This is a genomic window from Kitasatospora sp. NPDC056651 (assembly GCF_042792155.1).
Lineage (GTDB): Bacteria > Actinomycetota > Actinomycetes > Streptomycetales > Streptomycetaceae > Kitasatospora.
In genome coordinates this window covers 1-26165 of sequence record NZ_JBHTWX010000050.1, presented here as the reverse complement: position 1 = coordinate 26165, position 26165 = coordinate 1, and the positions used below count along the sequence as shown (strand labels likewise).

The 26165-nt window shown below is 76.8% G+C and carries 19 protein-coding genes; 17 read left to right on the top strand and 2 right to left on the bottom strand.

Features of this window, described 5'->3' with window-relative positions; genetic code table 11:
- Window positions 1-141: 141 nt before the first annotated feature.
- The 3 genes from ACFRAR_RS20430 to ACFRAR_RS20420 all read left to right on the top strand — a co-directional run bounded on the left by ACFRAR_RS20430 (window position 142) and on the right by ACFRAR_RS20420 (window position 4506).
- Window positions 142-1647, top strand: a complete 1506-nt coding sequence (locus ACFRAR_RS20430) for a histidine kinase (protein ID WP_380699528.1) — start codon at window positions 142-144, stop codon at window positions 1645-1647.
- Complete coding sequence (locus ACFRAR_RS20425) at window positions 1644-2321, top strand: response regulator (RefSeq protein ID WP_380699527.1); 678 nt, start codon at window positions 1644-1646, stop codon at window positions 2319-2321. Before ACFRAR_RS20430 ends, ACFRAR_RS20425 begins: the two co-directional genes overlap by 4 nt.
- A 124-nt stretch (window positions 2322-2445) precedes the next feature.
- Window positions 2446-4506, top strand: a complete 2061-nt coding sequence (locus ACFRAR_RS20420) for a histidine kinase (RefSeq protein ID WP_380699526.1) — start codon at window positions 2446-2448, stop codon at window positions 4504-4506.
- Between the two features lie 163 nt (window positions 4507-4669).
- Here the strand turns inward: ACFRAR_RS20420 and ACFRAR_RS20415 are convergent, their stop codons facing one another.
- Window positions 4670-4867 carry a hypothetical protein gene (locus ACFRAR_RS20415; RefSeq protein ID WP_380699525.1) on the bottom strand — a complete coding sequence of 66 codons (198 nt, stop codon included), beginning with the start codon at window positions 4865-4867 and terminating at the stop codon, window positions 4670-4672.
- Between the two features lie 353 nt (window positions 4868-5220).
- On the opposite strand from ACFRAR_RS20415, the gene ACFRAR_RS20410 reads away from it, so the two are divergent.
- Entirely contained in the window at window positions 5221-5838 is a 618-nt protein-coding gene (locus tag ACFRAR_RS20410; protein ID WP_380699524.1) for a TetR/AcrR family transcriptional regulator, read from the top strand.
- Between the two features lie 161 nt (window positions 5839-5999).
- Here the strand turns inward: ACFRAR_RS20410 and ACFRAR_RS20405 are convergent, their stop codons facing one another.
- Window positions 6000-7364: an FAD-dependent oxidoreductase gene (locus ACFRAR_RS20405; RefSeq protein WP_380699523.1), complete on the bottom strand. Its 1365-nt coding sequence runs from the start codon at window positions 7362-7364 to the stop codon at window positions 6000-6002.
- Between the two features lie 190 nt (window positions 7365-7554).
- Here ACFRAR_RS20405 and ACFRAR_RS20400 point away from each other — a divergent pair, with 190 nt between their 5' ends.
- From ACFRAR_RS20400 to ACFRAR_RS20340, 13 genes are all read left to right on the top strand, one after another.
- Window positions 7555-8760: an MFS transporter gene (locus ACFRAR_RS20400; RefSeq protein WP_380699522.1), complete on the top strand. Its 1206-nt coding sequence runs from the start codon at window positions 7555-7557 to the stop codon at window positions 8758-8760.
- Between the two features lie 384 nt (window positions 8761-9144).
- Window positions 9145-9795, top strand: coding sequence for a pyridoxamine 5'-phosphate oxidase family protein (locus tag ACFRAR_RS20395; RefSeq protein ID WP_380699521.1), 651 nt, complete (start codon window positions 9145-9147; stop codon window positions 9793-9795).
- A gap of 237 nt (window positions 9796-10032) precedes the next feature.
- Window positions 10033-11271 (top strand): styrene monooxygenase/indole monooxygenase family protein, encoded by a 1239-nt coding sequence (locus ACFRAR_RS20390; RefSeq protein ID WP_380699520.1) that lies wholly within the window; start codon window positions 10033-10035, stop codon window positions 11269-11271.
- Between the two features lie 117 nt (window positions 11272-11388).
- The gene (locus ACFRAR_RS20385) at window positions 11389-12300 is read left to right on the top strand and encodes a phytoene/squalene synthase family protein (RefSeq protein ID WP_380699519.1); all 912 of its coding nucleotides are present in this window, start codon (window positions 11389-11391) and stop codon (window positions 12298-12300) included.
- Between the two features lie 183 nt (window positions 12301-12483).
- A complete protein-coding gene (locus tag ACFRAR_RS20380) occupies window positions 12484-12651 on the top strand; it encodes an SflA family class IV lanthipeptide (protein WP_380699518.1) in 168 nt (55 codons plus the stop codon).
- A 55-nt stretch (window positions 12652-12706) separates the two neighbouring features.
- Window positions 12707-15229 carry a class IV lanthionine synthetase LanL gene (gene lanL / locus ACFRAR_RS20375; protein WP_380699517.1) on the top strand — a complete coding sequence of 841 codons (2523 nt, stop codon included), beginning with the start codon at window positions 12707-12709 and terminating at the stop codon, window positions 15227-15229.
- A 456-nt stretch (window positions 15230-15685) separates the two neighbouring features.
- The gene (locus ACFRAR_RS20370) at window positions 15686-15877 is read left to right on the top strand and encodes a thiazolylpeptide-type bacteriocin (protein WP_380699516.1); all 192 of its coding nucleotides are present in this window, start codon (window positions 15686-15688) and stop codon (window positions 15875-15877) included.
- Window positions 15878-16233: 356 nt separating this feature from the next.
- Window positions 16234-16425: a thiazolylpeptide-type bacteriocin gene (locus ACFRAR_RS20365; RefSeq protein WP_380699515.1), complete on the top strand. Its 192-nt coding sequence runs from the start codon at window positions 16234-16236 to the stop codon at window positions 16423-16425.
- 214 nt (window positions 16426-16639) lie between these two features.
- On the top strand, window positions 16640-19339 hold the full coding sequence (locus ACFRAR_RS20360; protein ID WP_380699514.1) for a lantibiotic dehydratase: 2700 nt from the start codon (window positions 16640-16642) through the stop codon (window positions 19337-19339).
- Window positions 19340-19666: 327 nt separating this feature from the next.
- On the top strand, window positions 19667-20833 hold the full coding sequence (locus tag ACFRAR_RS20355; protein WP_380699513.1) for a hypothetical protein: 1167 nt from the start codon (window positions 19667-19669) through the stop codon (window positions 20831-20833).
- Window positions 20830-22494 carry a hypothetical protein gene (locus tag ACFRAR_RS20350; protein ID WP_380699512.1) on the top strand — a complete coding sequence of 555 codons (1665 nt, stop codon included), beginning with the start codon at window positions 20830-20832 and terminating at the stop codon, window positions 22492-22494. The genes ACFRAR_RS20355 and ACFRAR_RS20350 overlap by 4 nt, the downstream gene beginning before the upstream one ends.
- Entirely contained in the window at window positions 22491-24368 is a 1878-nt protein-coding gene (locus ACFRAR_RS20345) for a TOMM precursor leader peptide-binding protein (protein ID WP_380699511.1), read from the top strand. The genes ACFRAR_RS20350 and ACFRAR_RS20345 overlap by 4 nt, the downstream gene beginning before the upstream one ends.
- 83 nt (window positions 24369-24451) lie before the next feature.
- Entirely contained in the window at window positions 24452-26116 is a 1665-nt protein-coding gene (locus ACFRAR_RS20340; RefSeq protein ID WP_380699510.1) for a thiopeptide-type bacteriocin biosynthesis protein, read from the top strand.
- The last annotated feature ends 49 nt before the right edge of the window (window positions 26117-26165 follow it).

Sequence of the window (26165 nt, the reverse complement as noted above, 5' to 3'; positions counted from 1 at the left end):
CCGCGCTCGTCGGGGCGGCGGGGGGGTGGGGGCGACGCGACGCCAGATAGACTGGCGGGCTCGACCCTCGGTCGGGGGGCGGGGCCCCCCGCCCCCGCGCCCATGACCACGACGGCCCGGCCGACCAGGGAGGTGCCACCGATGAGCGAGCACGCCACCGCCACGGGCTCGACGATCCCGACGATCCCGACGAGCGCGTACACGGACGGCTACGCGCCGGTGGGCACACCGGTCGCCGGCACCTCGGCCGTCGACGCCTCGGCCGTCGACCCGCTGTTCGGCCACCCGCTGTTCGGCCGGCTGGCCCGGCTCGGCCGGCGGCTGCGGCAGGCGTGCCGTGAGCACCCCTGGGGGCTCGACGCGGCCCTGCTGGCCGTCGTCTTCCTGCTGTTCTGCGTGCCCGACCTCTTCCACGGCCACATCGAGGGCGGCGCGCGCGATCACCGGATCGAGCTCGTCCGGCCGCCGCTGCCGCAGATCCTGGCCCTGCAGACCGGTCTGGTGCTGCCGCTGCTGTGGCGCCGTCGGCGACCCACCGCCGCCTTCGCCGCGATCATGGCCGTGTTCGTCCTCCAGTGGTCGCTGCACATCGGGCTGCGCGCCGACGCCGCCCTGCTGGTCGCCCTCTACAGCCTGGCGCTGCACGGCCGGCTGCGGCACCTGGCCTGGTCCTGCGCGGCCATGGTGGTGGCCGTGTCGCTGGTCGCGGTGGCCGTCTCCGGCCACCGGCTGCCGGTCGGCGACGCGCTGTTCTTCCTGCTCAGCGCCGCGACGGCGGCCGTGGCCCTGGGCATCGCGGTGCGCGTCCGGCGCGCCCAGCTCGCCGGGCTGCGGGAGCGGGCCGCCCGGCTGGAGATCGAGCGGGACCAGCGCAGCCGACTGGCCGCGGCCGGTGAGCGGGCCCGGGTGGCCCGGGAGATGCACGACATCATCGGCCACAACCTGTCCGTCATCGTCACCCTGGCCGACGGCGGAGCCTACGCGGCACAGGCCGCCCCCGAGCGCGGCCGGGAGGCCCTGCTGCTGATCGGCGACACCAGCCGGCAGGCGCTCGGCGAACTGCGGCGGATGCTCGGCGTGCTGCGCGACCGGAGCGACCAGGACGCCGAGTACAACCCCCAGCCCGGCATCGCCGACCTCGACGGGCTGTGCGCCCGGATCCGCGCCGCCGGCCCCCAGGTGGTCTACACGGCCGCCGGCGCCCTGGACCAGCTGGACCGCGGCGTCCAGCTGATGGCCTACCGGATCGTCCAGGAGGCGCTCACCAACACCCTCAAGCACGCCGGCACCGAGACCCGGGCCCATGTCACCCTGAGCGCCGGCCCCGACCGGCTGCGGGTGCGCGTCCAGGACACCGGCCCGCCCGCCGGCTCCCGCTGGCACGGGCGCGGCGAGGGGTACGGTCACGGGCTGGCGGGGATGCGCGAACGCACGGCCCTGTACGGGGGCACCGTCACGGCGGGCCCTGCCCCGGGTGGAGGATGGGCGGTGGAGGCCGTGCTGCACCTGACCCCGAGCCAGGCACCCGCCCCGAGCCATGCACCGACTCCCGGCCATGCACCGACTCCCGGCCAGGCACCCACCCCCGGCCGGGCGACGACCCCCGACCAGGCCCTCACCCCAGACCCGACAGGCGGCCCGACGTGACCACCGTCCTCATCGTGGACGACCAGCCCCTGCAGCGCTACGGCTTCCGGATGCTGCTGGAGAGCCAGCCCGACACCGAGGTGGTCGGTGAAGCCGCCCACGGCGGCGAGGCCGTCCGGCTCACCGCCGACCTGCGCCCCGACGTCGTCCTGATGGACATCCGGATGCCCGGAATGGACGGCATCGAGGCCACCCGCCACATCGTCGCCACCGGCGGGCGCTCCCGCATCCTGGTGCTGACCACCTTCGACCTCGACGAGTACGCCCACGCCGCGCTGCGCGCCGGGGCCAGCGGCTTCCTGCTCAAGGACGCCCGCCCGGAGGAACTGCTGGCCGGCATCCGCGCGGTCTCCGAGGGCGACGCCGTGGTCGCCCCCGCCGTCACCCGGCGGCTGCTCGACGCCTACGCCCACCGGCTGCCGGTCCGCCCGCCCGGCGCCGAACCCGCCGCGGATCCACGGCTGGACGCCCTGACCGACCGCGAGCGGGAGATCCTGGTCGCCATCGCCCGCGGCTGGTCCAACAGCGAGATCGCCCAGCGCCTGGTGCTGGCGGAGTCGACGGTCAAGACGCACGTCAGCCGGGTGCTGTCGAAGCTCGGCGCCCGGGACCGCGTCCAGGCGGTGATCTTCGCCTACGACCGCGGACTGACCCGCCCCCAGCCACCGGTCTGACGGCCCCGGCGGCCCTCTCCCGGGCCGCCGGGGAGGACCGCCGGGGCCGCTGCCTCATGCGCCCGGGACACCGGATGGAGCAGACTTCAACCATCCGGAGGGGCCCGGCGTGGAGAGGGCGGACATGGCTGCGGAGAGCACGCGTACGGGTTGGTGGCGGCCGCGCTCCGGCCGCGCGGAGCGGCAGCTGGCCGCGGCCGGACTGGTCGCGCTCGTCTGCCTGGTGGCCGGTGGTCTGTGGGCCGGCTACGTGATGAGCCACCTCGGCGCGCCCGGGATCTCGGTGCCCGCCCACAACCTGGCCAAGCTCGGCTACGGCCTCGCCGCCGTCGCCGGCGGGGTGCTGCTGCACGCCCACCGGCCCGGCAACCAGCTCGGCTGGGCACTGCTCGCGTACGGGACGGCGTTGATCGTCCCGCTCGCCGCCCAGACGCCGCTCTGGGTCGAGGGGGGCGACCCGCGCGTGGTCGGGGCCGTGGTGGTCCTGGTGTCGGTGGGCTTCACCGTCAGCGGCTCGCTGTGGCACGCGCTGCCGCTGTGGCTGCCGTACGGGACGCTGCCGAGCCGGCGGTGGTGGTTCGCGATCGGCGCCGTGGCCCTGTGGCGGCTGCCCCCGGCCAGCTACTCCTTCTACGACCGCACCGCGTTCGGCCAGCCCAACCCGTTCGCCGGCACCGCCCTCGCGAACTGGCTGCGGGCCTTCAACGAGCGGATGATCGACGCCCAGCTCGCCGTGTTCGTCGCGCTGACGGTCCTGGTGGTGCTCGTCCCGCTCACCCGGATGCGCGAGGTGTCCCGGCGGCGCAGGCAGGACGTCCTGATCGGTCTGGGCGTGTACCTCCTGTGGGGCGGGGCCGAGTTCGGCTACTACTTCGACCACGAGAGCACGCCCTCGTACATCGCGTACGCGATCACCTCGGCGCTGTGGACCGTCACCCTGGCCGTCGTCGTGGTCCGGGACCGGGCCTGGCGGCTCGACCGGGCCGCCCGGCGGGTGCTGGTCGGCCTGATGGTGGCGGCCGGGCTGGCGGTGCTGTTCGTGGTGGTGGCCTGTGTGCTCTCGACCATGTGGATTCCCGGTCGCGGCCTCGGGGCGCTTGCGGTGGTCGCCGCCGTCTTCCTGCTCGCGATCGGACTGCCCCGGGGCGTGCGGTGGGCCTCCGGCATCGTCGACCGCTGGTACTACGGATCGCGCGCCCAGCCCTACCAGGTGCTGCGGAGCCTGGCCGGGCGGGTCAGCCAGACCGTCGACCCGCAGGAGGTGCCAGGCGTGCTGTGCCGCACCGTCGGCGACGAACTGCGGTTGCCCGGCGTGGAGCTGACCGTCTCCACCCGGGGCGGCGAGCGCTCGCTGGCCGCCGTCGGGGAACTCTCCGGCAGCGGCGAGGACTTCCCTCTGGTGCACCGCGGGGAACAGATCGGACGGCTCACCGTCGCCCCGCGCGAGGGCCAGCGGGCACTCGACGGCAGTGACCGCGACATCCTGCGCTCGCTCGCCGACCAGGCCGCGCCCGCCGTCGCCTCGCTCCAGCTGATGGAGGACCTGCGGGCCAGCCGCGAGCGGATCGTCGGGGCCCGCGAGGAGGAGCGCCGGCAGCTGCGCCGCGACATCCACGACGGACTCGGCCCGATGCTGGCCGGGCTGCGGCTGCGCCTCCAGGGGGCGGCCGCGGTGGACGACCCGGCGCTCTACTCCGCCGTGCTGGACCGCGTCGCCGACGACCTCGCCTCGGCGGTCCGGGAGGTCCGGCGGATCACCGACCGGCTGGGACCGACGGCCCTGGGCGACTACGGCCTGTCCCGTGCGTTGGCCCGGCTCACCGAGACCTTCAGCGGCGCGGACCTCGCCGTCACCACCCGGCTGGAGCCCGATCCGCTGCCGGAGCTGCCCGCCGCCGTCGAGGTCGCGGTCTACCGGATCACGGCGGAGGCGCTCAACAACGTGCTGCGCCACGCCCGTGCGAGCAGCGCGACGGTGTGCGTGCGGGCGTTCGCCGGGCGGCTGGAACTCGATGTCGAGGACGACGGGCGGGGCCCCGGGCACGGCCTCCCGGAGCATCAGGGGGTGGGACTGCGGTCGATGTCCGAGCGGGCCGCGGAGATCGGCGGCAGCTGCACCGTGGACGCCCTGCGGCACGGTACCCGGGTGCACGCGGTGCTCCCGCGCCGGCCCGCGAGCGGCTGACGGCCGAGGGCCGCGCCCGTGGTGTTCGCGCTCGTGCCGCGGCCGCCCCCGTGCGGGCACCGCCGGGGCAGGGGCGGTCCCGGGAGGCGAAAGGGCCCCCGGCGCGACGGGTGCCGGCCGGGGGCGGGGGTTGTCAACGGAACGGGGGAACGGGGGTGACTGGTCAGCAGTCCGGGGGCGAGCAGCCGTGGGTGTGGATGGTGCCGGGGCGGCCGCGGTGGGGTCGCTTCGCTCCGGGCGCGCCCTCGGCGCCCGGGACCGGGCACCTGCACGCCCGGATGGCGGCGGCGACGCTCACCGCGGCGAAGACGGCGGCGACACCGGCGGCCACCAGTGCGGTGCCGGCCGTTCTGTCGGTCATGAGGTCCTCCACGGGAATCTCCGCAGGCAGGTCCGCTTCGACCTGCCCTCCCATCCGACCGCCGACCCCGCCCCAGCCGCATGGGGCCACGGTCCCCTCCCGGTCCCGTCGTGCGGGTGGGCCCACGCCGTACGGGAGCCGCCGGGGGTGTGGACACCGGAACACGTCACGGTGGGCCGGGACCGACGTCGGGAACGGGTTCGTTCACTAACATCGACAGTAGCCCCGGTGATGTCCGTGAGGTACGACACGGATTCACCACGGCACGGCCGGTCCCGGATTCCCGGCGGACCGGGGGTGGACGCGTGGGGCGACGGCCATCGAGGAAGGGCGACTGAAGAAGGTGCGCAGGCATGACCGCTGAGACGGATACCGGGCACGGACCGGCGACGGGCGTCCCGCTGCGGCGGCGCGGCGAGGCGCTGGAGAGCGCCATCCACGAGGCGGTCCTCCAACAGCTCACCACCGACGGCTACGCCCGGATGACCATGGAGGGAGTGGCCGCCGGCGCGCAGACCGGCAAGGCGGCGCTCTACCGCCGCTGGTCGTCCAAGGAGGAACTGGTCAAGGACGCGCTGCGGGCCAGCCTGCCGCCGTCCGGCCCGGCCCCCGACACCGGCAGCCTGCGCGGGGACCTGCTGGAGGTGGTCACCAGGCTGCGCGCCGCCATGTTCAGCGAGACGGGCGCGGCCGTGCGGGCCGTCATGAGCGAACTCGACCACCAGCGGGCGCACGCGTTCCTGGAGATCGTGATGCAGCGGGTGGTCGAGCCGACGACGGCGCTGATCGCCGAGGTGCTGGACCGCGGCACCACGCGCGGCGAGGTCCGCCCCGGCGCGGTCACCCCGCTGGTCACCGACCTGGTGCCGGCGCTGATGCTGTACCGGATCAAGATGTGCGGCGGGGACGCGGTGCAGCTCGATCCGTCGGCGATCGTGGACGAGCTGCTGCTGCCGATCGTCCGGGCCTGACGGGAACGACGGCCGCCGGCGGCGGCGCGGCGGCGGCCGTCGGATTTCGTCACTTCCTTCGGTTCCGCCGCTTCCGCGATGCGCCGAAATCCCGCGGGAGTGGTTCCGGAAGGAATTCCCGCGGGATTTCGGCGGTGGCACTCGGGCCGGAGCCCGTCGGATCAGGCCCCGCTGTGGCGGAGCATGTCCTCGCGCTCGACGACCTTGACGCGCTCGCGCTGCTCGGGCTCGCCGAGCGCGCGCTCGTGGGCGTCCAGCAGCTTCCAGCCGTCCCAGGTGGTGAACCGGACGCCCTGGGCGCGCAGGTGCTCCTCGATCGCCGCCGGGTCCGGCTCGGCGGCGCCGGGCAGCCGGCCGCCCGCGTGGTCGTCCAGCAGGCAGGCGACGGTCTCGTTGGCGTCGCCCTTGGTGTGGCCGATCAGGCCGACCGGGCCGCGCTTGATCCAGCCGGTGACGTAGGTGGCGGCGCGGTGCGAGCCGTCGCCGTCCAGGACGCGGCCGGCCGCGTGCGGGACGGTGCCCGAGACCGGGTCGAAGGGCAGCTTGGGCAGTTCGTCGGAGTAGTAGCCGACCGCGCGGTAGACCGACTGCACGTCCCAGTCGGTGAAGCGGCCGGTGCCGCGCACGTTGCCGGTGCCGTCGAGTTCGGTGCGCTCGGTGCGCAGGCCGACCACCCGGCCGTCCTCGCCGAGCACCTCGGTCGGGGACTCGAAGAAGTGCAGGTAGACCCGGTGCGGGCGGTCGCCCACGTCACGGATCGCCCAGTTCTCCACCGTCGAGGCGACCAGGTCGACGTGCTTGACCGCGCGGCGTTCGGCGATCGAGCCCTCGTCGTACTCGATGTCCTCGGGGTTGACGATCACCTCGATGGTCGGGGAGTGGTCCAGCTCGCGCAGCTCCATCGGGCTGAACTTGGCCTGGGCCGGGCCGCGGCGGCCGAAGACGTGCACCTCGACGGCCCGGTTGGCCTTGAGGCCGTCGTACACGTTCGGCGGGATCTCGGTGGGCAGCAGCTCGTCGGCGGTCTTGGCGAGGATCCGGGCGACGTCCAGGGCGACGTTGCCGACCCCGAGGACGGCGACCTTCTCGGCCTCCAGCGGCCAGGTGCGGGGCACGTCCGGGTGGCCGTCGTACCAGGAGACGAAGTCGGCCGCGCCGTAGGAGCCGTCGAGGTGGATGCCGGGTATGTCCAGCGCCCGGTCCGCCATGGCGCCGGTGGAGAAGACCACGGCGTCGTAGAAGCGGTGCAGGTCGTCCAGGGCGAGGTCGGTCGGGTAGTCGACGTTGCCGAACAGCCGGACCTGGGGCTTGTCGAGCACCTGGTGGAGGGCGGTGACGATGCCCTTGATCCGCGGGTGGTCGGGTGCGACGCCGTAGCGGATCAGACCGAACGGGGCGGGCATCCGTTCGAATATGTCGATCGAGACACCGGGAGCCTGGGCGGCGTCGGACTTCAGCAGGGCGTCCGCGGCGTAGATGCCGGCGGGGCCGGCTCCGACGATCGCGACTCGGATCGGGCGGGGCATGACGGGTGGTCCTCCGGTCGGGCGCGGCACAGGGGCGGTCTGGACCTTTGTAGCAAACCGGAGGGGTGACCCGCGAAGTAGGTGGTGTTGATCTATGAGTTCATAGAGCAGGCCTATGGCCGCCCTATGACTCGACGGCCCCCGCCGACGGCCCCTGTCGGTCGGCCGTCCGGGCCGGTAGCGTCGCCGGGTGGACACGACGATCGACTCCGCCCGGGCGGGCTCCGGCCGCGACCGCCCGCCGCTGGTGACACGGGCCCTGCTGCTGCGCTTCGTCTCCGTGCTCGGTTCCTCCATCGGTTTCAACCTGCTGCTGTCCGCCGTGCCGCTGTACGCCCAGGAGTCCGGCGGCGGCGAGCACGCGGCGGGCCTGGCCACCGGCGCGCTGATGCTCACCACCGTGGTCGGTGAGCTGGCCACCCCGTCGCTGACCGCCCGGTTCGGCTACCGCCCGGTGCTGGCGGCCGGGTTGGTGCTGCTCGGCGCGCCCGCGCTGGTGCTGGTGTGGACCGGGAGCATGGCGGCGGTGGTGGCGGTCTGCCTGCTGCGCGGACTCGGCTTCGCCGTCGCCCTGGTGGCGGGCGGGGCGCTGACCGCCGCGCTGATCCCGGCCGAGCGGCGCGGGGAGGGGCTCGCGCTGCTCGGCCTGATCTCCGGACTGCCCGCCCTGTTCGGCCTGCCGCTCGGCGTCTGGCTGGCCCAGCACATCGGCTGGGCCTGGGTCTTCGGGATCGGGGCGGCGGCGCCGCTGGCCGCCGTGGCCTCCGTCCCGGCGCTGCCGGACCGCACCAGGGCCACCGGACCGACGGTGGGCGTGCGCCAGGGGCTGCGCAGCGGCGCGCTGCTGCGCCCGGCCGTGGTGTTCGCCGCCACGGCGCTGGCGGCCGGGATCGTGGTCACCTTCCTGCCGCTCGCCGTGCCGTCCGCCGTCGTCGTGACGGTGGCGCTGCTGGTCCAGCCCGCGGCCGCCGTGCTGACCCGCTGGCTGGCCGGGCGGTACGGGGACCGGCGGGGCTCGGCGGGGCTGGTGCTGCCCTCGCTGCTGGTGGCGGCGGCCGGGGTGCTGCTGCTGGCCTCGACGGGCAGCGCGGTCGCGGTGGTGGCCGGGGCGGCGGTGTTCGGCGCGGGCTTCGGCGTCGCGCAGAACGCGACGCTGGCCCTGATGTACGCGCGGGTGCCGCCCGCCGGGTACGGCACCGTGGCGGCGCTGTGGAACGTCGCCTACGACGGCGGGATGGGTGTCGGCGCGGTCGCCTTCGGGGCGGTCGCGGGCGGGACGGGCTACCCGTGGGCGTTCGTGCTCACGGCGGCGGTGATGCTCGCCGCGCTCGCCCCGGCCTGGCGGGACCGCCGCCCTGACCGGGGGAGCGGAGGCGGTGAGGGCCGGCCGGGGTGAGCGGCAGGACGCGCGCCGTGCTCGGAGCGCGTCCCAGGGCACGCCGACCCGGGGCAGGCCGCCTTGCGGCAGCCGCACCGTGACACCGGGCAGCACGTCCGCGTCCGGCCGGACGACCCACCTGGTGCACGTGCTCGACGTCCGCGGGCCGGCCGTTGATCCCGATGGTCGACACCCACGCCATGCCGCCACCGTGCCGCCCGGGGTGACGGGCGGTCAACTCCTCGGTACGGGGGCGCGGATCCCCGGTCCGGGAGCGCGGACCGACACGCACGGGCCGGGCCGTTGCTCGACTTGCCGCAGGCCGGGCGCTTGGATGGGCCCGGCCTGGTCAACGCCCGGACGCGGCCCGACAGCCCCCCGGCAAGCCGAGGAGTCACCACCGTGCACGACACCCCTGACCCCGCCGTCGTGGCCCGCCGGATCGCCGAGCGGCGCCGGCAGCTGGGCCTCAGCGAGGAGACCCTGGCCAACCGGGCCGCGATGGCCCCCCGCTACCTCCGGGTCCTGCTGGACGCCGGGCCCGGGTTCGACCCGGCGGGCTTCCTGCGGATCGCCGCCGCCCTCGGCAGCACCCGCGCCGAGTTGCTGTCCGGCCGCGCCGACGCCCCGCCCGGCCAGGGCGGCCCCGGTCCGCGCCCCCGGCTGCTCGACCTCACCGAGCAGGAGTGCTGGCACCTGGTCGGCAGCCACGGCATCGGCCGGATCGCCCTGCCGGGCGAGCCGGCCCCGGTGGTCATGCCGGTCAACTACGTGGTCGACCAGGGCTGCTTCGCCTACCGCACCGGCGAGCACAGCGCCACCGCCCCCGAGGAGGGAGCCGCCGTCTCCTTCCAGGTCGACCACCTCGACGAGTACCTCGGCCGCGGCTGGAGCGTGCTCGCCCTCGGCCCGGCCCGCTACGTGGCGGACCCCCTCGAAGTGAAGCGCCTGGCCGGCCTGCCCGGGGCGGCCCCCTGGGCGGGCGGGGAGCGGCCGCGCTGGGTGCGCATCCACCCGGAGAAGGTCAGCGGGCGCCGGCTGGTCACGGGCTGAGGCGCCGGGCGGTGGGCCGGGCGGTGGGCCGGGCAGTGGGCCGGGGATGGCTCGAACGCCTGTGTCACCGTGGCGGATTGGGGCCCGGCGGCCGGCGGGCGGGCCCTCCCGGCGGTGACGGCGGGCGCCGGCCCGGCCCGTGGACGGGCGCGGCGATGACTGGTAAGCAGGCCGGTGGCGGCCGGGGTGGGCGAGGGGCCGCCGGCTCGGGACGCGACCACCAGGAGAGCAGGGACGATGCGCAGGATGCTGATCGTCGGCGCCGGACAGGCGGGACTCCAACTGGCCCTGGGGCTCCAGGCCCACGGCTACGACGTGACCATGATGACCGACCGCGGGCCGGAGGAGGTGCGCGGCGGACGGGTGCTGTCCAGCCAGTGCATGTTCGACTCCGCGCTGCGCACCGAGCGGGCCCTCGGCCTGGACACGTGGGCCGACCGGGCACCCCGGATCGAGGGCCTCGGGGTGTCGGTGGCCGGGCCCGGCTCGACGCGGGCGATCGACTGGGTCGGCCGGCTGGACGCCTACGCGCAGTCCGTCGACCAGCGGCTGAAGATGTCCACCTGGCTTGAGCTGTTCGCCGAGCGCGGCGGCCGGGTCGAACTGCGCCGGGTGACCGCCGCCGACCTGCAGCACCTGGCCGGCTCGTACGACCTGGTGCTGGTCGCCTCCGGAAAGGGCACGCTGGCCTCGCTGTTCGAGCGCGATCCCGGACGCTCCCCGTACGAGCGGCCGCAGCGCGCGCTCGCCGCCAGCTACGTGCACGGCCTCGCGCCGCGCCCCGAGCACGACTACCCGGCGGTGCGCTGCAACCTGGTGCCGGAGGTCGGCGAGCTCTTCCTGGTGCCGGCGCTGACCGAGGCCGGGCCCTGCGACGCCATGGTCTGGCAGGCCCTGCCCGGCGGCCCGGCGGACGCCTTCGACGGGATCCGCGACCCGGCCGAACACCTGAGGGTGACCCTGGAGTTGATGAAGGAGTTCACGCCTTGGGAGTACGACCGCACCCGCGCGGGCGTCGAACTCACCGACGCCGGCGGCACCCTGGCCGGCCGGATCACCCCGGTGGTGCGCCACCCGGTCGGCGAACTGCCGGGCGGCGGCACGGTGCTGGGTGTCGCGGACGTGGTCGTCCTCAACGACCCGATCGCCGGCCAGGGTTCCAACAACGCCGCCAAGTGCGCCGCCGGCTACCTGGAGGCGATCCTCGCCCACGGCGACAAGCCCTTCGACCGGGCCTTCCAGCAGGCGGCCTTCGAGGGGTTCTGGCGGACCGCCGCCCCCGCCACCGTCTGGAGCAACGAGCTGCTCGGCCCGCCGCCCCCGCACGTCCTGCGGATCCTCGCCGCCGGGGGCGAACTGCCCGCGGTGGCCCACCGGTTCGCCAACGCCTTCAACGACCCGGCGGACCTGGAGGAGTGGTACTTCGATCCGGACAAGGCGGACGCCTACCTGGCGTCGGCCGCCGTCGGCCGCTGACCGGCGGGGCTGGGCCCGGCACCGCCGGAGTCCCGCCCCCGAGGCCTCGAATAGGCGCTCCCGCGTCCACCGGCTACGCTCGGTCCCCGTCGAACACATGATGGGGTGAGTGGGGAAATGGGCAGGTGGGAGCGGGCGCTGGACGCCGCCGGCATCCGGGAGGCCGGGCTGCGGGCCGACTACGGCCGGCAGCGGCAGCAGGTCGCCCGCTACAAGCGGGAGATCGCCCTCGCCGCCGACCTGCTGCTGCCCGCCCGGATGGTCCCGCACGTGATCGCCGCCGCCGCGTTCATGCACCGCACCGACACCCTGATCGACAGCGGCCCGCCCGCCGAGCGACGGGCGGCGTCCGCCCACTGGCAGCGGCAGGTCACCGACGGCCTCGCCGCCGGCCGGACCGAGGACCCCGAGCTGCGGCCCCTGCTGAACAGCGTCGACGCCCACCCCGTCCTGCGGGACCGGGTACCGGACTTCCTCGCGGCCACCGAGGCGGACCTGGACTTCACCGGCTTCGCCACCGAGGAGGACTACCAGGCCTACGTCGACGGGTACTCGCTGCCCGGCTTCATGGTGGTCGCCGCGCTGATCGGCCCGGACGGCGACCAGCGCGAGTACCGCGCCGCCTGCCGCACCTTCATCGACGGCAGCCAGCGGCTCGACTTCGTCAACGACCTCGCCGAGGACCTCGCGGACGGCCGGCTGACCATCCCCGAGAAGACCCTCGCGGAGCACGGCGTCACCCGCGCCGACCTGGAGCGGGCCCGCGACCTGCCCGCCGTCCGGGCCCTGCTCGGCGCGCTGCTCGACCGGGCCGGCCGCACCCTCGCCGAGGGCCGGGCCGTCATCGACCTGGTGCCGCCCGAGCACCGGCCGATGGTCCGCTGCATCGTCGGGGTGGAGGAACTCACCGGCGCCGCCGCCCGCGCCGACCTCGGCGCCCTGCTGCGCCGCTCGGCCGGGCCGGCCAAGCCCGCCGCGCTGCGCCTGCTGGCCCGCGAATACCTCCGGGCCCGCCGGCTGCGCGGCTGACCCCGGGTGAACGGCCCGGCGGCGGGCGGAGGCGCGCGGAGGCGGCGTCCACAAACGGAACCCTCCTTTGTCGTAGCCGATCCGTCGGCTCCGTCGGCTCCCTGTCCCGGGTCGGACGGCCTGGCTAGCATGAGCCCGCTCAGCGCACAGGACCCAACGACCCGATTCCTTGGGAGGACCCTCATGAGTGCCGTGATGACCGACATCCGCGACGCCGGACCGCTGGAGATCGACGAGGACGCCATCGCCTTCGAGGACGAGCTCGACGCCGACCTCACGCCGGTCGCCTGCCTCGCCGACCCGTGGGTGACGTACGTCCCGACCCGCTTCCCCTGTGAGTTCAACTCCTGATCCACCCGGATCCGAAGGAGCGGTGGACCACGGCGGACCGGGGGAGGACGCGAGGATGAGCACACCGCCCGACCCCGACCCGGCCGAGGTGCCCTGCCAGGAGGCCCGGCAGCCGGACGAACTCCGCTGCCGGGCCGAGCGGTTGGCCGCCCAGGCCCCCGGCCCGCACCGCCCGCTGCACGGCGACGGCCGGTGGTGGTACCTCCAGGACCCCCGGATGCCGGAGCTCGCCCACGGCTGGAAACTGCACCTGTCCGCCCGCCCTGAGCGGTTCGCGGCGCTGCTGGACACGGCGCTCCCGGTCCTGCTGCGCCGCGTCTGCGACCTGAAGTTCGCGGTCGGCACGGCGGCACTGGCGGAGCTCAACAGCGGCCGGCACGGCTCCGCCGCCGTGGGCAAGGCCGTCACGGTCTACCCCCGGCCGGAGGAAGTCCGGGAACTGGGCCTGGAGTTGGCGCGGGCCCTGACCGGCTGGGACGGCCCCGCCGTGGTGAGCGACCGTCCCGTCCGGCCGGACAGCCCGGTGTACTACCGCTACGGGCCGTTCCGGGTCGCCGACGACGAGGCGGAGGCCGGCATGACCGGCCCGGACGGCTCGGTGTTCCCCGGCCTGGCCGAGGCCCGCTACCGCCGGCCGCCCTGGGCGAACGACCCGTTCGAGGCGCCCGGCGCCCCCGCCCGCGCGGCGACCACCAGGGTCGGTGCCGGCCGCTACCGGATCACCGCCGGGATCACCCGCGCCCCCAGCGGCCACGTCTACCGCGCCGTCGAACTCGCCACCGGGCGCGAGGTGGTGGTCAAGCAGGCCCGGGCCTTCGTCGCCGAGGACGGCGCGGGCACCGACGCGCGCGGCCGACTGCGGCACGAGCACCGGGTGCTCGCCGCGCTGGCCGGGGTGCCCGGAGTGCCGCCGCTGGTCGACTACTTCCGGCACGGCAGCGACGAGTACCTGGTCAGCGGCGCCTGCGGGCCGATCGACCTGCGCCGCGCGGTCCTCACGTCCGGCCCGCACGGGGACTGGCGGACGCTGGCGCGCCGCCTGCTGCGGATCCTGGACGCGGTGCACGCGCGCGGCGTGGTGGTGTGCGACCTCAAGCCCGCGAACGTGGTGCTCGGCCCGGACGGCCGGCCCGCCCTGGTCGACTTCGGCGTGAGCGCCCTGGACGGCGAACGCCCACCGGGCGCCACCGCCGGGTACGGCCTGCCGGGCGCCACCGGGAAGGACCCCGCCGAGGACCTCTACGCGCTCGGCACCACCCTGCACCACGCCCTCACCGGCCTCGACCCGGTGGTGATCGACCCGGATCCGGCGACCAACCGCGACCGCACCCTGGACTGCCTGCGCGCGGCCCTGCCGGAGCCCGGCCACCCGGCGGCGCGACTGGTCGAGGGCCTGCTGAGCTTCGACCCACGGCGGCGCACCGCCACGGCGGCGCTGCTGCGCGAGGGGCGGGTGCCCGCGCGCCGCCGCGCCCCGGTCCGGCCCGGCGGCGGCCGGGCGGCCGAGGCGCTCGACCACACCGTCACCGGCTGCGTGCGGATGGCCCGCGAGCTGTTCGCGGCCGGACCGGGCGCCGAGCGGCCCCGGACCCTGCTCTCGCTGTACGACGGCGCGGCCGGGCTCGGCCTCGAACTGCTCCGGCACCCGCACCGCCCCGACGCCCGGTCGGCCGCCGCCGAACTGGCCCGCTGGACGGCCGCCCACCCGGCCCTCGGCCGCCTGGACGGCTCGCTGTACCAGGGGCGCTGCGGCGTCGACCTGTTCCTCGCGGAGGCCGCCGCCGTCCTGGGCACCGAGCCCCCGGAGCACCGCCGGTACGAGGGGACCGGCGCGGACCAGATCGCCGGTGCGGCCGGGATCGGCACCGGGCACCTGCTGCTCGCCGCCGCCGTCGGCCCGCAGGCCGCGCAGCACCGCGCGGCGGCGGCCGAACTCGCCGCCCGGCTGGGCGGCCACCCCCTCGACGACCTCGGCGAGGAGCCCAACCCCGGCACCGCCGCCCTCGCCGAGGGCTTCGCGCACGGCCGCGCGGGCATCGCCCACTTCCTGCTGGCCATGCCGGACGAGGCCTCGCAGGGCACCGCCCGCCGGATCGTGGACGGACTCGCGGCCGACCTCCCGGGCATCGTCGCCGCCGCCCGCGCGCCCGGAGCGACCCGCCGCTACCTCGCCTGGTGCCGGGGGCTGGCCGGGCTCGGCACCCTCCTGGTCCAGGCCGGCCGGCGGTACGGCGACGACGCGCTCCTCGCGCTGGCCGCCGAGGCGGCCGACACCTGCCGGCTGCTCGCCCCGAGGACGGCGCAGGTCTTCCGCTGCTGCGGCCTGGCGGGCGTCGGCGACCTGCTCGTCGACCTCGCGGTGGCCACCGGCGACACCCGGCACTGGGCGGCCGCCGAGGACCTGGCGGCGCTGATCCTGACCCGCGCGGGCGGCCCGCCGGACCGGCCGCTGCTGCCCGGCCGCCGCCCCGACGCCGAGTCCCGGGCCTGGGCCGTCGGCACCCCGGGCGTCGCCACCTTCCTGCGCCGCCTCACCCGGCGCGGCGGCCCGGTGCCCGGGCTGCTGCCGCTGGGCTGAGCGGCCTCGGGGACGCCGTCGGCTCGGGCCGCACCACGACCACGACGCGTCCGCGCGGCGGCGGCCGGCTCACCGCGTGCTCCTCGGGCCGGCCGGTGCTCGTCCGCACGGACGATGCCGTCGGCTACGGACAGTCCCGTCGGCCTCGGACGGTGCCGCCGGCCGAGGGCGGGACGAGCCGTGATCGGGGAACCGTGGAGGGCCGCTGGGGCGCCGCTCAAGTCGAGCGGCTCTTGAGCCGACGGGGCTACGGGCCCCGGCCAAGGTGTCGATCGCCCATGTCGGGGCCGCCTCCCCGCTGCCTAGAGTCGTCGGCGGGCGGCGCGAAGCCCGGGTCCGAGCGGCCCGCGTGCGGCGCACCCACGGGGGCCCGGCACGTCCCGCAACACCCACTTCGCAGGCACACCATCCCGGTCCGACCGGACCGGCATGCCCGCCGTCACCAGGGAGTTCGCCATGTCCGACATCACCGTCTCCGTCGCGGCCGAGGGTCTCGACGTTCTGGACCTCGACCTCAGTGAGCTGGCCGTCACCTCGCTGCGCGACACCGTCGCGCTGCCGGAGAACGGCGCGTCCTGGGGCTCCTGTTCCTGCCAGGGCTCGTCCTCCTGCGCGCAGCCGCAGCTCCCGGACGTGCCGACCGCCTGACGTCCTCTCACCAGGGCTCGGGCGTAGGCCGATCCTGTCGGCCGGGCTGCCGGAGGGCGGCGCGTCGTGGGGTTCCTGTTCCCGTCAGGGTTCGTCCTCCTGCGCGCAGCCGCAGGTGACAGAGTTCCCGATGGGCTGACGTCACGTCATGACTCCGGCCGTAGGCTGATCGTGTCGGTCAGGCCCTCCGGGGCCGGCGCCGCCGTCCGAGGGCGGACCCGGAGCGTTCTGCCGGACGCGTCGGGTCCGCCCCGCGTGCGGCGCACCCGTGGGGGCCGGCGCATCCCGCAACACCCGCTTCGTGGGCGCACCACGCCGGTTCGGCCGACGCGCCCGCCGTCACCAGGGAGTTCGCCATGTCCGACACCACCAGGCCCACCGATGCCGAGGACCTCGGCCTGCTGGACCTCGACCTCAGCGAGCTGACCGTCACCTCGCTGCGCGACACCGTCGCGCTGCCGGAGGGCGGCGCTTCCGACGCCTCCTGCTCCTGCCGGGGCTCGTCCTCCTGCGCGCACCCGCCGGCACCGTCCCTGACCGTCGACTGACGTTGCGTCACCGGGGTTCGGCCGTAGGCTGATCCTTGTCGGCCAGGCCCTCCGGGGCCGGCGCCACCACCTGAGGACGGACCCGGCGCTTCCACCCGGACGCGCCGGGTCCGCCCCACGTGTCGTGCGCGCCCTCGCCGGGACCGCGACGTCGCCAGCCGGTCCCAGCAGTGCCGCCATCGCCACGCCTCAGGCCCCGTCGGAGGGAACCGCCATGCCCAACCGCGCCGCAGCCCTGCCCCGGGACGACCGGGCCACCAGCGAAGCCCAGGCGCCGGCCTCGGCCGCGTACACCGCCGACCACGCGCTGGTGCGCTCCACCGTGCTCGCCCGGCCCGCCCAGTCCTCCGCCTCGGCCGCCGCCCGGGCGCTGCTGGGCGCACTCGCCGACACCGAGACCGCGGCCGAGGCCCTGCGGCCCGCCCTCTGCGACGACCTCTACGCCAGCCGGGCCGGACACGACGAGGAGTTCCACCGCCGGGTCGTGCTGCCGCTGCGCCGGGACCTGCACAACCGGCGCCCACCGAGAGCGGCGCTGCTCGACCGGCTCTCCGACCTGCCGAGCCGCCTCCCGCGACTTGCCGAGTGGCTGGAGCTGGGGCGGCTGCGGGCCTGGCTGCTGGCCGCGCTCGCGGACGCCGTCCCGCCCGCCCTGGCCGCCGAACGGGCCGCCCTCGCGGGCATCTGCCGGGAGCCCGCCTTCACCCGTGCCGTCGCCCTCACCAGCGCCGACCTGCTGGGCGCGGTGGACCGCGCGGCGGGGGCGAGCGGGCAGCCGCGCGGCCGGGCGCGCAAGGAGGAGGCGACGGTGCTGCGCCACGCCCTGCGGGCCACCGCCAAGACCAGCCCGCTGTCCTGGTTCACCGCCGTCGGCTGGGCCTCGGGGTCCGTGGTCTCGGGGTCGGTGGCCTCGGGGTCGGTGGCCTCGGGGGAGACGGGCGGGGGCGGCCCGCACGCGGTCGTCCGGGAGAACCGGGCGCTGGTCGCCGCACTCGTCCAGGCCCTGCTCGACGAACCGCGCCGCAGCCGGACCCTGCCGCACCGGATGACCAGCGCCGCCCGGACCGCCGACGGCCGGGCCCGCTACGCCCGCGCCGAGGTGGTGTTCGCGGGTGGCCGCTACCTGGTCACCCGGGAGGAGGAGGTCGAGCTCGCCGAACGGCCCGAACTGGCCCTGTTCGCCTCGCTCGCGGCCACCCCGGAGCCGCCGGACCGGCTCGCCGCCCGGTTCGCCGAGGCCCTCGGCCGTCCGGGAGGGGACCCGGCGGCGCACCGCTTCGTCGGCCGACTCCTGGCGGCCCGGCTGCTGGTGCCCACCGAGCCGGTCGACCCGCAGGACCCGTGGCCGCTGCGCAGCCTCGCCGGCTGGCTCCGGCAGTGGCCGCAGGACACCGTGACGGCCGAGCGGGTCGATCGACTCGCCCTGGACACCCAGGCCTTGTCCGAAGCGCCGGGCGGGCGCAGACCCGCGCTGCTCGCCGCGCTCGCCGAGGACTGGCGGCAGGCGCTGGCCGACGCCGGGCGGCCGGTACCGGACGAGGCCGCGCCACTCAGCGTCCTCGGCGAGGACGTCCACGCACCGGCGCCGCCGGAGCCCGGTCCCGGCCCGGCGGACCGCACAGCACTCGCCGAACTCACGGCGCTCGCCGAGCTGTTCGACCACGGCCATCTGATGCGCCGGGCGGCCCGCGACCGGTTCGTCGCCCGCTACGGGGCGGGCGGGGTGTGCGACGCCCCGTGGGACTTCGGGGCGGAGGCGGCGCAGGCCTGGGCCGAGGCGGTACCGCCCGCCGAACTCGGCGCACTGCGCGCCGAGTTCGCCGGCCTCCCGGAGGCGGACGGCGAACTGGTGCTCCCCGCCGGGCGCGTTCGCGCCCTGGCGGACCGGCTCCCCGACTGGACCGCTGCCCGGCCGCTCAGCTACTCCTGGTTCCTCCAGCGGGACCCAGCGGACGGCCTGTTGTGCGTCAACCACGTCTACGGCGGATGGGGGCGCTTCACCAGCCGCTTCCTCGACGGCATGCCCCCGCGGGCCGCCGACGAAGTCTCCCGGGCGCTGCGGGCCGGACTCGGCGACGGCGCCCGCGCCGCCCAGGTCCGCCCGGTCGGCGGCTTCAACGCCAACCTCCATCCGCTGCTGCTCGCCGACGAGATCGGCCCCGACCGGCGCTGGACCAGCCTCGCCGAGGCCGACCTCGACCTCGTGCACGACCTCGCCGACGACCAGCTCCGCCTGCGGCTGCGGAGCACCGGCGAACTGCTCGACGTCCTCTACCTGGGTTTCCTCGCCCCGGTCATGCTGCCGCAACGGCTGGGACCGCTGCTCGCCGACCACCCCAACGGCGTCGTCGACTTCGGTTCGCTGCTGCCGCGCACCACCCTGGCCGCGCCCGGGGGCGACGTCCTGCGCACCCCGCGCCTGCGTCACCGGCACGTCGTCCTCGCCCGCCGCCGCTGGCACCTGCCCGCCGGGGTGCTCGACGCCCTGCGGGCCGACCTGGCCGCCGACCCGGCGCCGTCCGGCGTCCCCGCCGAGGCCGTCGCGCGCTGGCGGGCCCGGCTCGGCCTGCCCGAACAGCTCTTCCTCCACCCCGTACCGGCCGCCGCCGACCCCGGGGGCACACCGGGCGACGCCTTCGTGGCCCACCTGCGCGCGCCCAAGCCGCAGCCCGTCGACCTCGGCAATCCGCTGCACCTGTGCCACCTCGCCAAGTGGCTGACCCGCCACCCGCGCGGCGTGGTGCTGGAGGAGGCCCTGCCGGGCATCGCGGGGCAGACGGAGCCGCGCCGGGCCGTCGAGCTGGTGGTCGAGACCTACCGGCCGGGCCGGGGGAGGGCACGACGCGCCGACGACCGCCGCCCCGCGCCCCGCCGAGGCCGTCGCGCCACGGCCGAAGGGGCGTCCGATGAGTGACCGGTCCGGGCGTCGGTGCCGGGGCGACGGGTCGGCCCGTCGAGGCCCGTGCCGTGCGCGCGGGCGGACCGCCGGCGGCGCGGCGGCCGGGGTCCGCCTGTGCCGGTCCGCACCCGCGGCCGTGCGCCCCGACGGCGGCGCGTCGGGTGGCCGGTGCTCGCTGTTCCGCCCGTTCCGCCGGGCCGAGGAGGAACCCGATGAGTGAGCCGGCCGGGGACCGTCCGTGTCGAGTGACCGCCGGGGCGGCCGCGGCCGCGCGGTCCGCAGGCGGCGCAGGGGCCGCCGTCCACTGTTCCAGCCGTTCCGCCGTTGCCGAGGAGGCGTGCGATGAGTGACCCGGCCGAGGGCCAGGGAGCCGTGAGTGCCTGGGACGTGGTGCTGTACCACTACCAGCCCGACAAGGCCCGCGCGTTGCGCGAGGCCGTGCTGCCGCTGGCCCGGCGGGTGGCGGCCGAGGGACTGGCCGTCCACGTCGAGCGGCACTGGCGGTTCGGGCCGCACCTGCGGCTGCGGCTGCGCGGCCCGGAGCAGCGGGTCGCCGAGGCGGCGCGCGGAGCCGCCGAGGCACTGCGGGAGTGGGCGGCCGCGCACCCGTCCGTCGCCGACCGGTCGGACGAGGAACTGCTGGCCGAGGCCGCCGTCGCCGGGCGGGCGGAGCTGGTCGCACCGCCGTACGGGCCGCTGGTGCCGGACAACACCGTGGTGGCGGCGCCCGCCGACCCGTCCGCCGAGCACTCCCTGCGGGCCCTGATCGGCGCCGAATCCGCTGACCTGCGCGAGGAACTGCTGCGGACCGGGCTGCCCGCCGTCGACTCGGCCTGCCACTTCCTCGGCGCGCACGGAGACATCCCCCAGGCCCGGGTGCGGCTGGTGGTGACGGCGCTGGCCGCGCACGCCACCGCGCACCCGGACGGGCTGATCGGCGCGCACTACTCGGTGCTGTCGCACCTGGAGGACTTCCTGGTTCACGAGGACCCGGACGGCCGACTGCGGGCCGGCTTCGAACGCCGGTGGGCGCTCACCGGCCGGTCGGTCACCACACTGGTGCGCCGGATCACCGAGGGCGGTGCGCGCGGCTGGGAACGGGACTGGACGCACTGGTCGGCGACCGCCTGGGACCTGGCCGAGCGACGGCTCGCGGCCGGGGCCGACCTCGGCGGCCGCCACGCCGAGTACCGGGAACGTGCCCAGGCCCTCGGCGACCGACCGACCGCCGAGCGCTGGGACGCCGAACTGCGCACCCGCTACAGCGAGTTCCACCGTCTGCTGCACCGCGCCGACCCCGACGGCACGATGTGGCGCCGACCGGACTACCTGATCAACCGGGCCGGCACCAACGGCCTGTACCGGCTGCTCGCGATCTGCGACGTCCGACCGCTGGAGCGCTACCTCGCCGCGCACCTGCTGGTGCGCAGCGTGCCCGAGCTGACCGGGCACCGGTGGCAGACGCTCCTCGGCGCGGACTCGGCGGCGGGCGCGGAGCGCACGGCATGACGGCCGCACCCGAGCCCGTCCGGCCCCGGCTGCGCCCCGGGGTGGCGGTGACGCCGCTGCGCGACGGGCTGCACCTGCGCGGGCGCGGCGGCAGCCTCACCCTGGAGGGCAGCCGGGCGCTCCCGGCGCTGTGGCAGGTGCTCGCCGCCCGGCTCGGGCCCGACGCGGGGCCCGCCGATCCGGCCGTGGATCCGGCTGCCGAGCCGAGGGTGGAAGCCGCACTGGCCACCGTCACCGCCCGACTCCGCGAGCACGACCTGTTGGTGGACCACCCGGACGGCTCCCGGCTGCCGCCCTGGACCGGATCGGTGGCCGACGATCCCGGTGGCGCCTCGGCCGCCCTGGCGGCCGCCCGGCCGGTGGTGGCCGCCGCGGACCCGGACGGCCCGCTGGCCCGCGCGCTGGTCCGGGCCCTCGCCCGGGGCGGCACGGCCGAACCCGCGGTGGTGGCCGAGCCCGCGCTGCCCGCCGGCCGGGTGGTGGCCACGGCGGACGGTGCGGTGGCGGTCGCCGTGCAGTGCGGCGCGGACGGCGGCTTCGTCACCGAGCCCGCCGGCCCGGACCGGACACGGACGGACGCCGCGGCGCTCGCCGCCCGGCTCGGCGTCGACCCCGGTGCCGAGACCCCGCCGCTGCTGGGCGCCCTGCTCGCCGCCGCCGGCGCCCAGCGGTTGCTCTGTGCCGTCGCCGGCCTGCCGGACCCGGGCGAGTCGGCCGACGACCCCCGGCTGATCGCCGGTCGCCCGGCCGTCCTGGTCGCCGAGGCCCGCCCGCCGCGGGCCGAGCTCCGCCCCTGGGTCGCGGCCCCCGGGGCGGTCGCCGCGCCGCCCGAGAACCTCGCCGAGGCGCTGCGCCGGGTGGACGCCCTCGGTGACCCCAGGCTGGGCGTCCTGGACGCGCCGCTCCCCGGGGATCTGCCGCAGCTGCCGTTGGCCCTGGTCTCCTGCGGCACTCCGTCCGGCGCGCTGGCCGCCGGGGCCGCGCGGACGGACCTCGCCCGGCTGGTCGCCGCCTGCCGGTCGGCGGAACTGCACCTGGCGGCGCTGGACGCGGCCGCCGCGCCGGTGGTCGGCGCCGACCCGGGCCACGCGCTCGGCCGGGCCTTGCGCCGAGCCGTCCTCGGTCGAGCCGTCCTCGGCCGGTCCGTCGAGGGCGATCGCACGGTGTCGGAGACCGCCTGGCGGGACCACCCGCAGGCCGCCCACTGGTGCGGCGTCCTGGCCCGCCGACTGGGCCGCCGGCCAAGCCCGGTGATCCATCGTCTCTCCGCGGAACAGGTCTATCTGGCGCAGGTGGAAGGAGCCCGCGCGGTCGAGGCCACCCCCGCCGACGCCGTCGCCCACGCCGCCCTGGCCGCCCTCACCCGCCTGCTGGCCCGGGACGCCGGACTCACGGCCGCCCACCACGCCGCGCTCTCCGGCGCCGCCGCCCCGCTCGCCGCCGCCGGGCGCACCCCGGCGGCCTGGACGGACCAGGGCTGGACCGACCGGTGGCTCGCCGGACTCGCCGACCGGGAGGCCGACCTCCAGGCCGCGCTGCTGCGCCTCACCGGCCTGCGCACCGCCCGTCGGCCGCCCGCCACCCCGGCCGCCCGGCCGTTCGCCGACGCCCTGGACGGCTGCGGCTTCACCGTCCTCGTCATCGCGGAAGGCAGCCGATGAACGCGCTCCCGACCCTCACCCCGGCCCAGGCCCTGGCCGCCACCAGCGGCACCGCCGTCGTGCACCTCACCGAGTGGACCCTCGGCCTGGCCGCCCGGCTCAGCCGGCACGCCCTGGCGCACCCCGTCCGGCTGGTGCCGGTGCGCGAGGACGGCGCGCTGACCGTGGTCGGGCCGCTGCTCACCCCCGACGCACCGGCCTGCCTCGCCTGCGTCGAGTACCAGCGGCTCGCCACCGCGGGCGGCCGGGTGCCGTGGCAGAGCCCGGACCTGGCGCTGGCCGGCACCGGCACCCCGGCCTTCGCCGAGGCGGTGACCGCGCTCGCCGCCGACCTGGCCGCCGCCCCGGCGGACCCGGCCGGTGCCACCGTCCACGTGGTGCACGGCGGCTGGGCCACCTGGTCCACCCACCGGGTCCGCCCGGTCGGCGGCTGCGAGGTCTGCCACCCGCTGCCCGCCGACACCCCCGAGGCCGCCCGGCTGCCCGCCACCCCCCGCCCGCTGCCCGACCCGGCCGTGCTGCGCGGCCCCAACGACCGTTCCGGCGCCGGGCAGTTGAGGGAGGAACTGTACGACGAGCGGTTCGGGCCGGTCCGCCGCCTGTTCCGCAGCGAGGACTCGGCCTTCGCCCTCACCACCGCCTGGGTGACCGACGGCCGGGGGCTCGACGACGGCGGGTACGGCCGGGCGGCGGACTTCCGCGCCGGCGAACGGATCGCCCTCTTCGAGGCGGTGGAGCGCCACGCGGGCATGCGGCCGCTCGGCCGCCGGACCGCCCTTCGGGCCTCCTTCGCCGAGTTGGAAGGGGAGTCGGGCCCCGAAGCCGTCCTCGACCCGGTCCGGCTCGGCCTGCCCGACGAAGCCCACCCGGGGCACCCCGCCGTGGCCACCGTCCCGTACACCCCGGAGCTGACGCTCGACTGGGTACACGGCTGGTCGCTCACCCACCGTCGCCCGGTCGCCGTCCCGGAACACGTCGCCTACTGGGACGTGCCGGGCCGCGACCGCCCGCGCGTCGTCTACGAGTCCTCGAACGGCTGCGGACTCGGCAACAGCCCCCAGGAGGCCGCGCTCTACGGCCTGTTCGAGGTCGCCGAGCGCGACGCCTTCCTGATGGCCTGGTACGCCCGTACCCCGCTGCCCGGCGTCGCCGTTCCCACCGAGGACCCGGAGATCGCCGAACTGGCCGACCGCGCCGCACTGTTCGGATACCACCTCACCCTGCTCGACGCCACCAACGACCTCGGCATCCCCGCCGTGATCGCCCTCTGCCACCACCGCGGCGACCACCCCGACGCCCCGCGCACCTTCCTGGCCGCCGGCGCCCACCACGACCCCAGGACGGCCATCCGCTCCGCCGTCGCGGAGGTGGTCACCAACGTCCAGGAGGCGCCGCACCGCGACGCCGCCCCGGGCGGGCCGCGCGACCCGGAGCGGCTGCGCCCGATGCTGGAACGGCCCGAGCTGGTCCTCACCCTGGACGACCACGTCGGCCTCAACACCCTGCCCGAGGCACAGCCCCGCCTCGACTTCCTCTTCGCCGGCCCGCCCCCGGTGCCCTGGACCGAACGCTGGCCCGGCGCCCCCGAACCGGTCACCGACCTGACCGACCTGCTGGAACGCACCGTCGCCCGGCTGGCGGGGGAGGGCCTGGAGGTCCTCGCGGTCACCCAGGACGAGCCCGGCGCCCGCGACCGGCTCGGCCTGCACTGCGCCAAGGTCGTCGTTCCCGGCACGCTGCCGATGACCTTCGGCCACGTCAACCGCCGCACCCGCGGCCTGCCCCGCCTGCTGGAGGTCCCGTACCGCCTCGGCCGCACCCCGGCACCGCTGCGCCACGAGGACCTGCCCCTCCACCCGCACCCGTTCCCCTAGGTCCTGCCCGGCCGATCGGGCTGATCCGCCAAGATCGACCGGACAGGACTCAGCCATTCGGACAGTCCTTCGGAAGGAACGCGATGACCACCCAAGCGCTGCCGGTCGCCCGCTGGCACAGCCTGCACCTCGCGCTACCGCTGTCCGCCCGCGAGGCCGACGCCTTCCTCACCGAGGACCTCGCCCCGCTGATGGACGGGCTCGCGGACGGCGACTGGTTCTTCATCCGCTACGGCGAGGGCGGCCCCCACCTGCGCATCCGCTACCGCGCCCGGGCCGGCGACCGAGGAGGGCCCGGCGACCGCGGAGGGGCCGACGCCCTCGCCGCCGACCTCACCCGCCTCGCCGCCCGCCGCACCCCGCCCGACGGCCCGTGGGCGGACGGGCACGGCACGGTCACCGAGGTGCCCTACGAGCCGGAGACCGAACGCTACGGCGGCCCGGCCCTGCTGCCGATCGCCGAGGAGGTCTTCACCCACTCCACCCGCACCGCCGTCGGCGCCCTGCGCGCCCTCGGCGCCGCCCCCCGGGACCGGCTGCCGCTCGCCCTCGACCTCGCCCACACCACCGCCCACGCCCTCGGCCTCGACGAGCTCGCCGCCTCCCGCTGGCTGCGCCGCCACGCCGCCTCCTGGCGGTGGGTCACCGAGTTCCGGCCGCTGCCCGGGGCCGCCGTGCACTCCCGGGTCAACACGGTGTTCGCCCGGCAGCGGGACGCCCTGGCCCACCGCGCCCGGACGCTGCGCACCGCGCTGGACGCCGGTACGGCCGCGCCCCGGCTCGCCGACTGGGCGGCCCGGGTCACCGAGGCCGACGCCGCGATGCGGGCCGCCGCACCCGCCGGCACCGACGACGAGCGGCTTGCCTGGGTCTGGGCCTCCCAGCTGCACATGCTGTTCAACCGGCTCGGCGTCGGCCCCGACGAGGAGCGGGCGGTCTGCCGCCTCGCCGCCCGCACCCTACTGGAGACCGGGCAGCCGTTCACCTTCTTCCCCGCCGACCACCACGCCCCGGACCACCAGTACCTGGAGCGCAGCAAGTTCCAGTTCGGCCGCGGCGAGGACACCGCCCTGCGCGACCTGCCGTACGGCCCGGCCCCGAGCCCACGCCCCGGCGACCTCCCGCTGCCCGCCGACCCGCTGCCGCCCGTCACCCTCGCCGACGCCCTGCGCACCCGCCGCTCCACCCGGGGCACGCTGACCGGCCCGCTCACCGCCGGCGCCCTCGGCGGACTGCTCTGGACGGCCTTCGCCCCCGACGCCGACACCGGCCACCGCCCGTACCCCAGCGCGGGCGCCCTGCACACCGTCCGGCTGCGCCTGCTCGCCCTCGCCGTGGACGGCCTGCCCGCCGGCACCTACCAGTGCCTCCCGGAGCACCGCGGCCTGCGCCCGATCGGCCCGGCCCCCGTCCTCGACGACCTCAAGGCCCTCTCCTCCTACCTCTCCCGCCCGGCCGGCACCCCGGACGCCATCGGCATCGACCACGCCCCCGCCGTCCTCGCCGTCTACCTCGACCTCGCCCACCTCCGCCGCCGCTACGGCCTGCGCGCCCTGCGCCTGGGCCTGCTGGAAGCCGGCCACCTGGCCCAGAACCTGCTGCTGACCTCCGCTGCCTTCGGCCTCGGCACCACCCCCCTCGGCGGCCTCCAGGACGACCTGGCCCACGAACTCCTCGGCCTCGACGACCTGGGCGAGCCGATCCAGTACCTGCTCCCGCTGGGCCGGCCCGGGGGGACCTCGACCTGAGCCCGGCGCCGGTCAGGGCCGGCCGGGTGCGGCGGCCGCCGTCTTGCTG

What these genes read in the sequence shown, in the direction of transcription:
- ACFRAR_RS20430 (WP_380699528.1), top strand. Translation starts at nt 142, where the DNA reads ATGAGCGAGCACGCCACCGCCACGGGCTCGACGATCCCGACGATCCCG.
- ACFRAR_RS20420 (WP_380699526.1), top strand. Translation starts at nt 2,446, where the DNA reads ATGGCTGCGGAGAGCACGCGTACGGGTTGGTGGCGGCCGCGCTCCGGC.
- ACFRAR_RS20415 (WP_380699525.1), bottom strand. Translation starts at nt 4,867, where the DNA reads ATGACCGACAGAACGGCCGGCACCGCACTGGTGGCCGCCGGTGTCGCC.
- ACFRAR_RS20410 (WP_380699524.1), top strand. Translation starts at nt 5,221, where the DNA reads ATGACCGCTGAGACGGATACCGGGCACGGACCGGCGACGGGCGTCCCG.
- ACFRAR_RS20405 (WP_380699523.1), bottom strand. Translation starts at nt 7,364, where the DNA reads ATGCCCCGCCCGATCCGAGTCGCGATCGTCGGAGCCGGCCCCGCCGGC.
- ACFRAR_RS20390 (WP_380699520.1), top strand. Translation starts at nt 10,033, where the DNA reads ATGCGCAGGATGCTGATCGTCGGCGCCGGACAGGCGGGACTCCAACTG.
- ACFRAR_RS20385 (WP_380699519.1), top strand. Translation starts at nt 11,389, where the DNA reads ATGGGCAGGTGGGAGCGGGCGCTGGACGCCGCCGGCATCCGGGAGGCC.
- ACFRAR_RS20380 (WP_380699518.1), top strand. Translation starts at nt 12,484, where the DNA reads ATGAGTGCCGTGATGACCGACATCCGCGACGCCGGACCGCTGGAGATC.
- lanL (WP_380699517.1), top strand. Translation starts at nt 12,707, where the DNA reads ATGAGCACACCGCCCGACCCCGACCCGGCCGAGGTGCCCTGCCAGGAG.
- ACFRAR_RS20370 (WP_380699516.1), top strand. Translation starts at nt 15,686, where the DNA reads ATGTCCGACATCACCGTCTCCGTCGCGGCCGAGGGTCTCGACGTTCTG.
- ACFRAR_RS20365 (WP_380699515.1), top strand. Translation starts at nt 16,234, where the DNA reads ATGTCCGACACCACCAGGCCCACCGATGCCGAGGACCTCGGCCTGCTG.
- ACFRAR_RS20360 (WP_380699514.1), top strand. Translation starts at nt 16,640, where the DNA reads ATGCCCAACCGCGCCGCAGCCCTGCCCCGGGACGACCGGGCCACCAGC.
- ACFRAR_RS20355 (WP_380699513.1), top strand. Translation starts at nt 19,667, where the DNA reads ATGAGTGACCCGGCCGAGGGCCAGGGAGCCGTGAGTGCCTGGGACGTG.
- ACFRAR_RS20350 (WP_380699512.1), top strand. Translation starts at nt 20,830, where the DNA reads ATGACGGCCGCACCCGAGCCCGTCCGGCCCCGGCTGCGCCCCGGGGTG.
- ACFRAR_RS20345 (WP_380699511.1), top strand. Translation starts at nt 22,491, where the DNA reads ATGAACGCGCTCCCGACCCTCACCCCGGCCCAGGCCCTGGCCGCCACC.
- ACFRAR_RS20340 (WP_380699510.1), top strand. Translation starts at nt 24,452, where the DNA reads ATGACCACCCAAGCGCTGCCGGTCGCCCGCTGGCACAGCCTGCACCTC.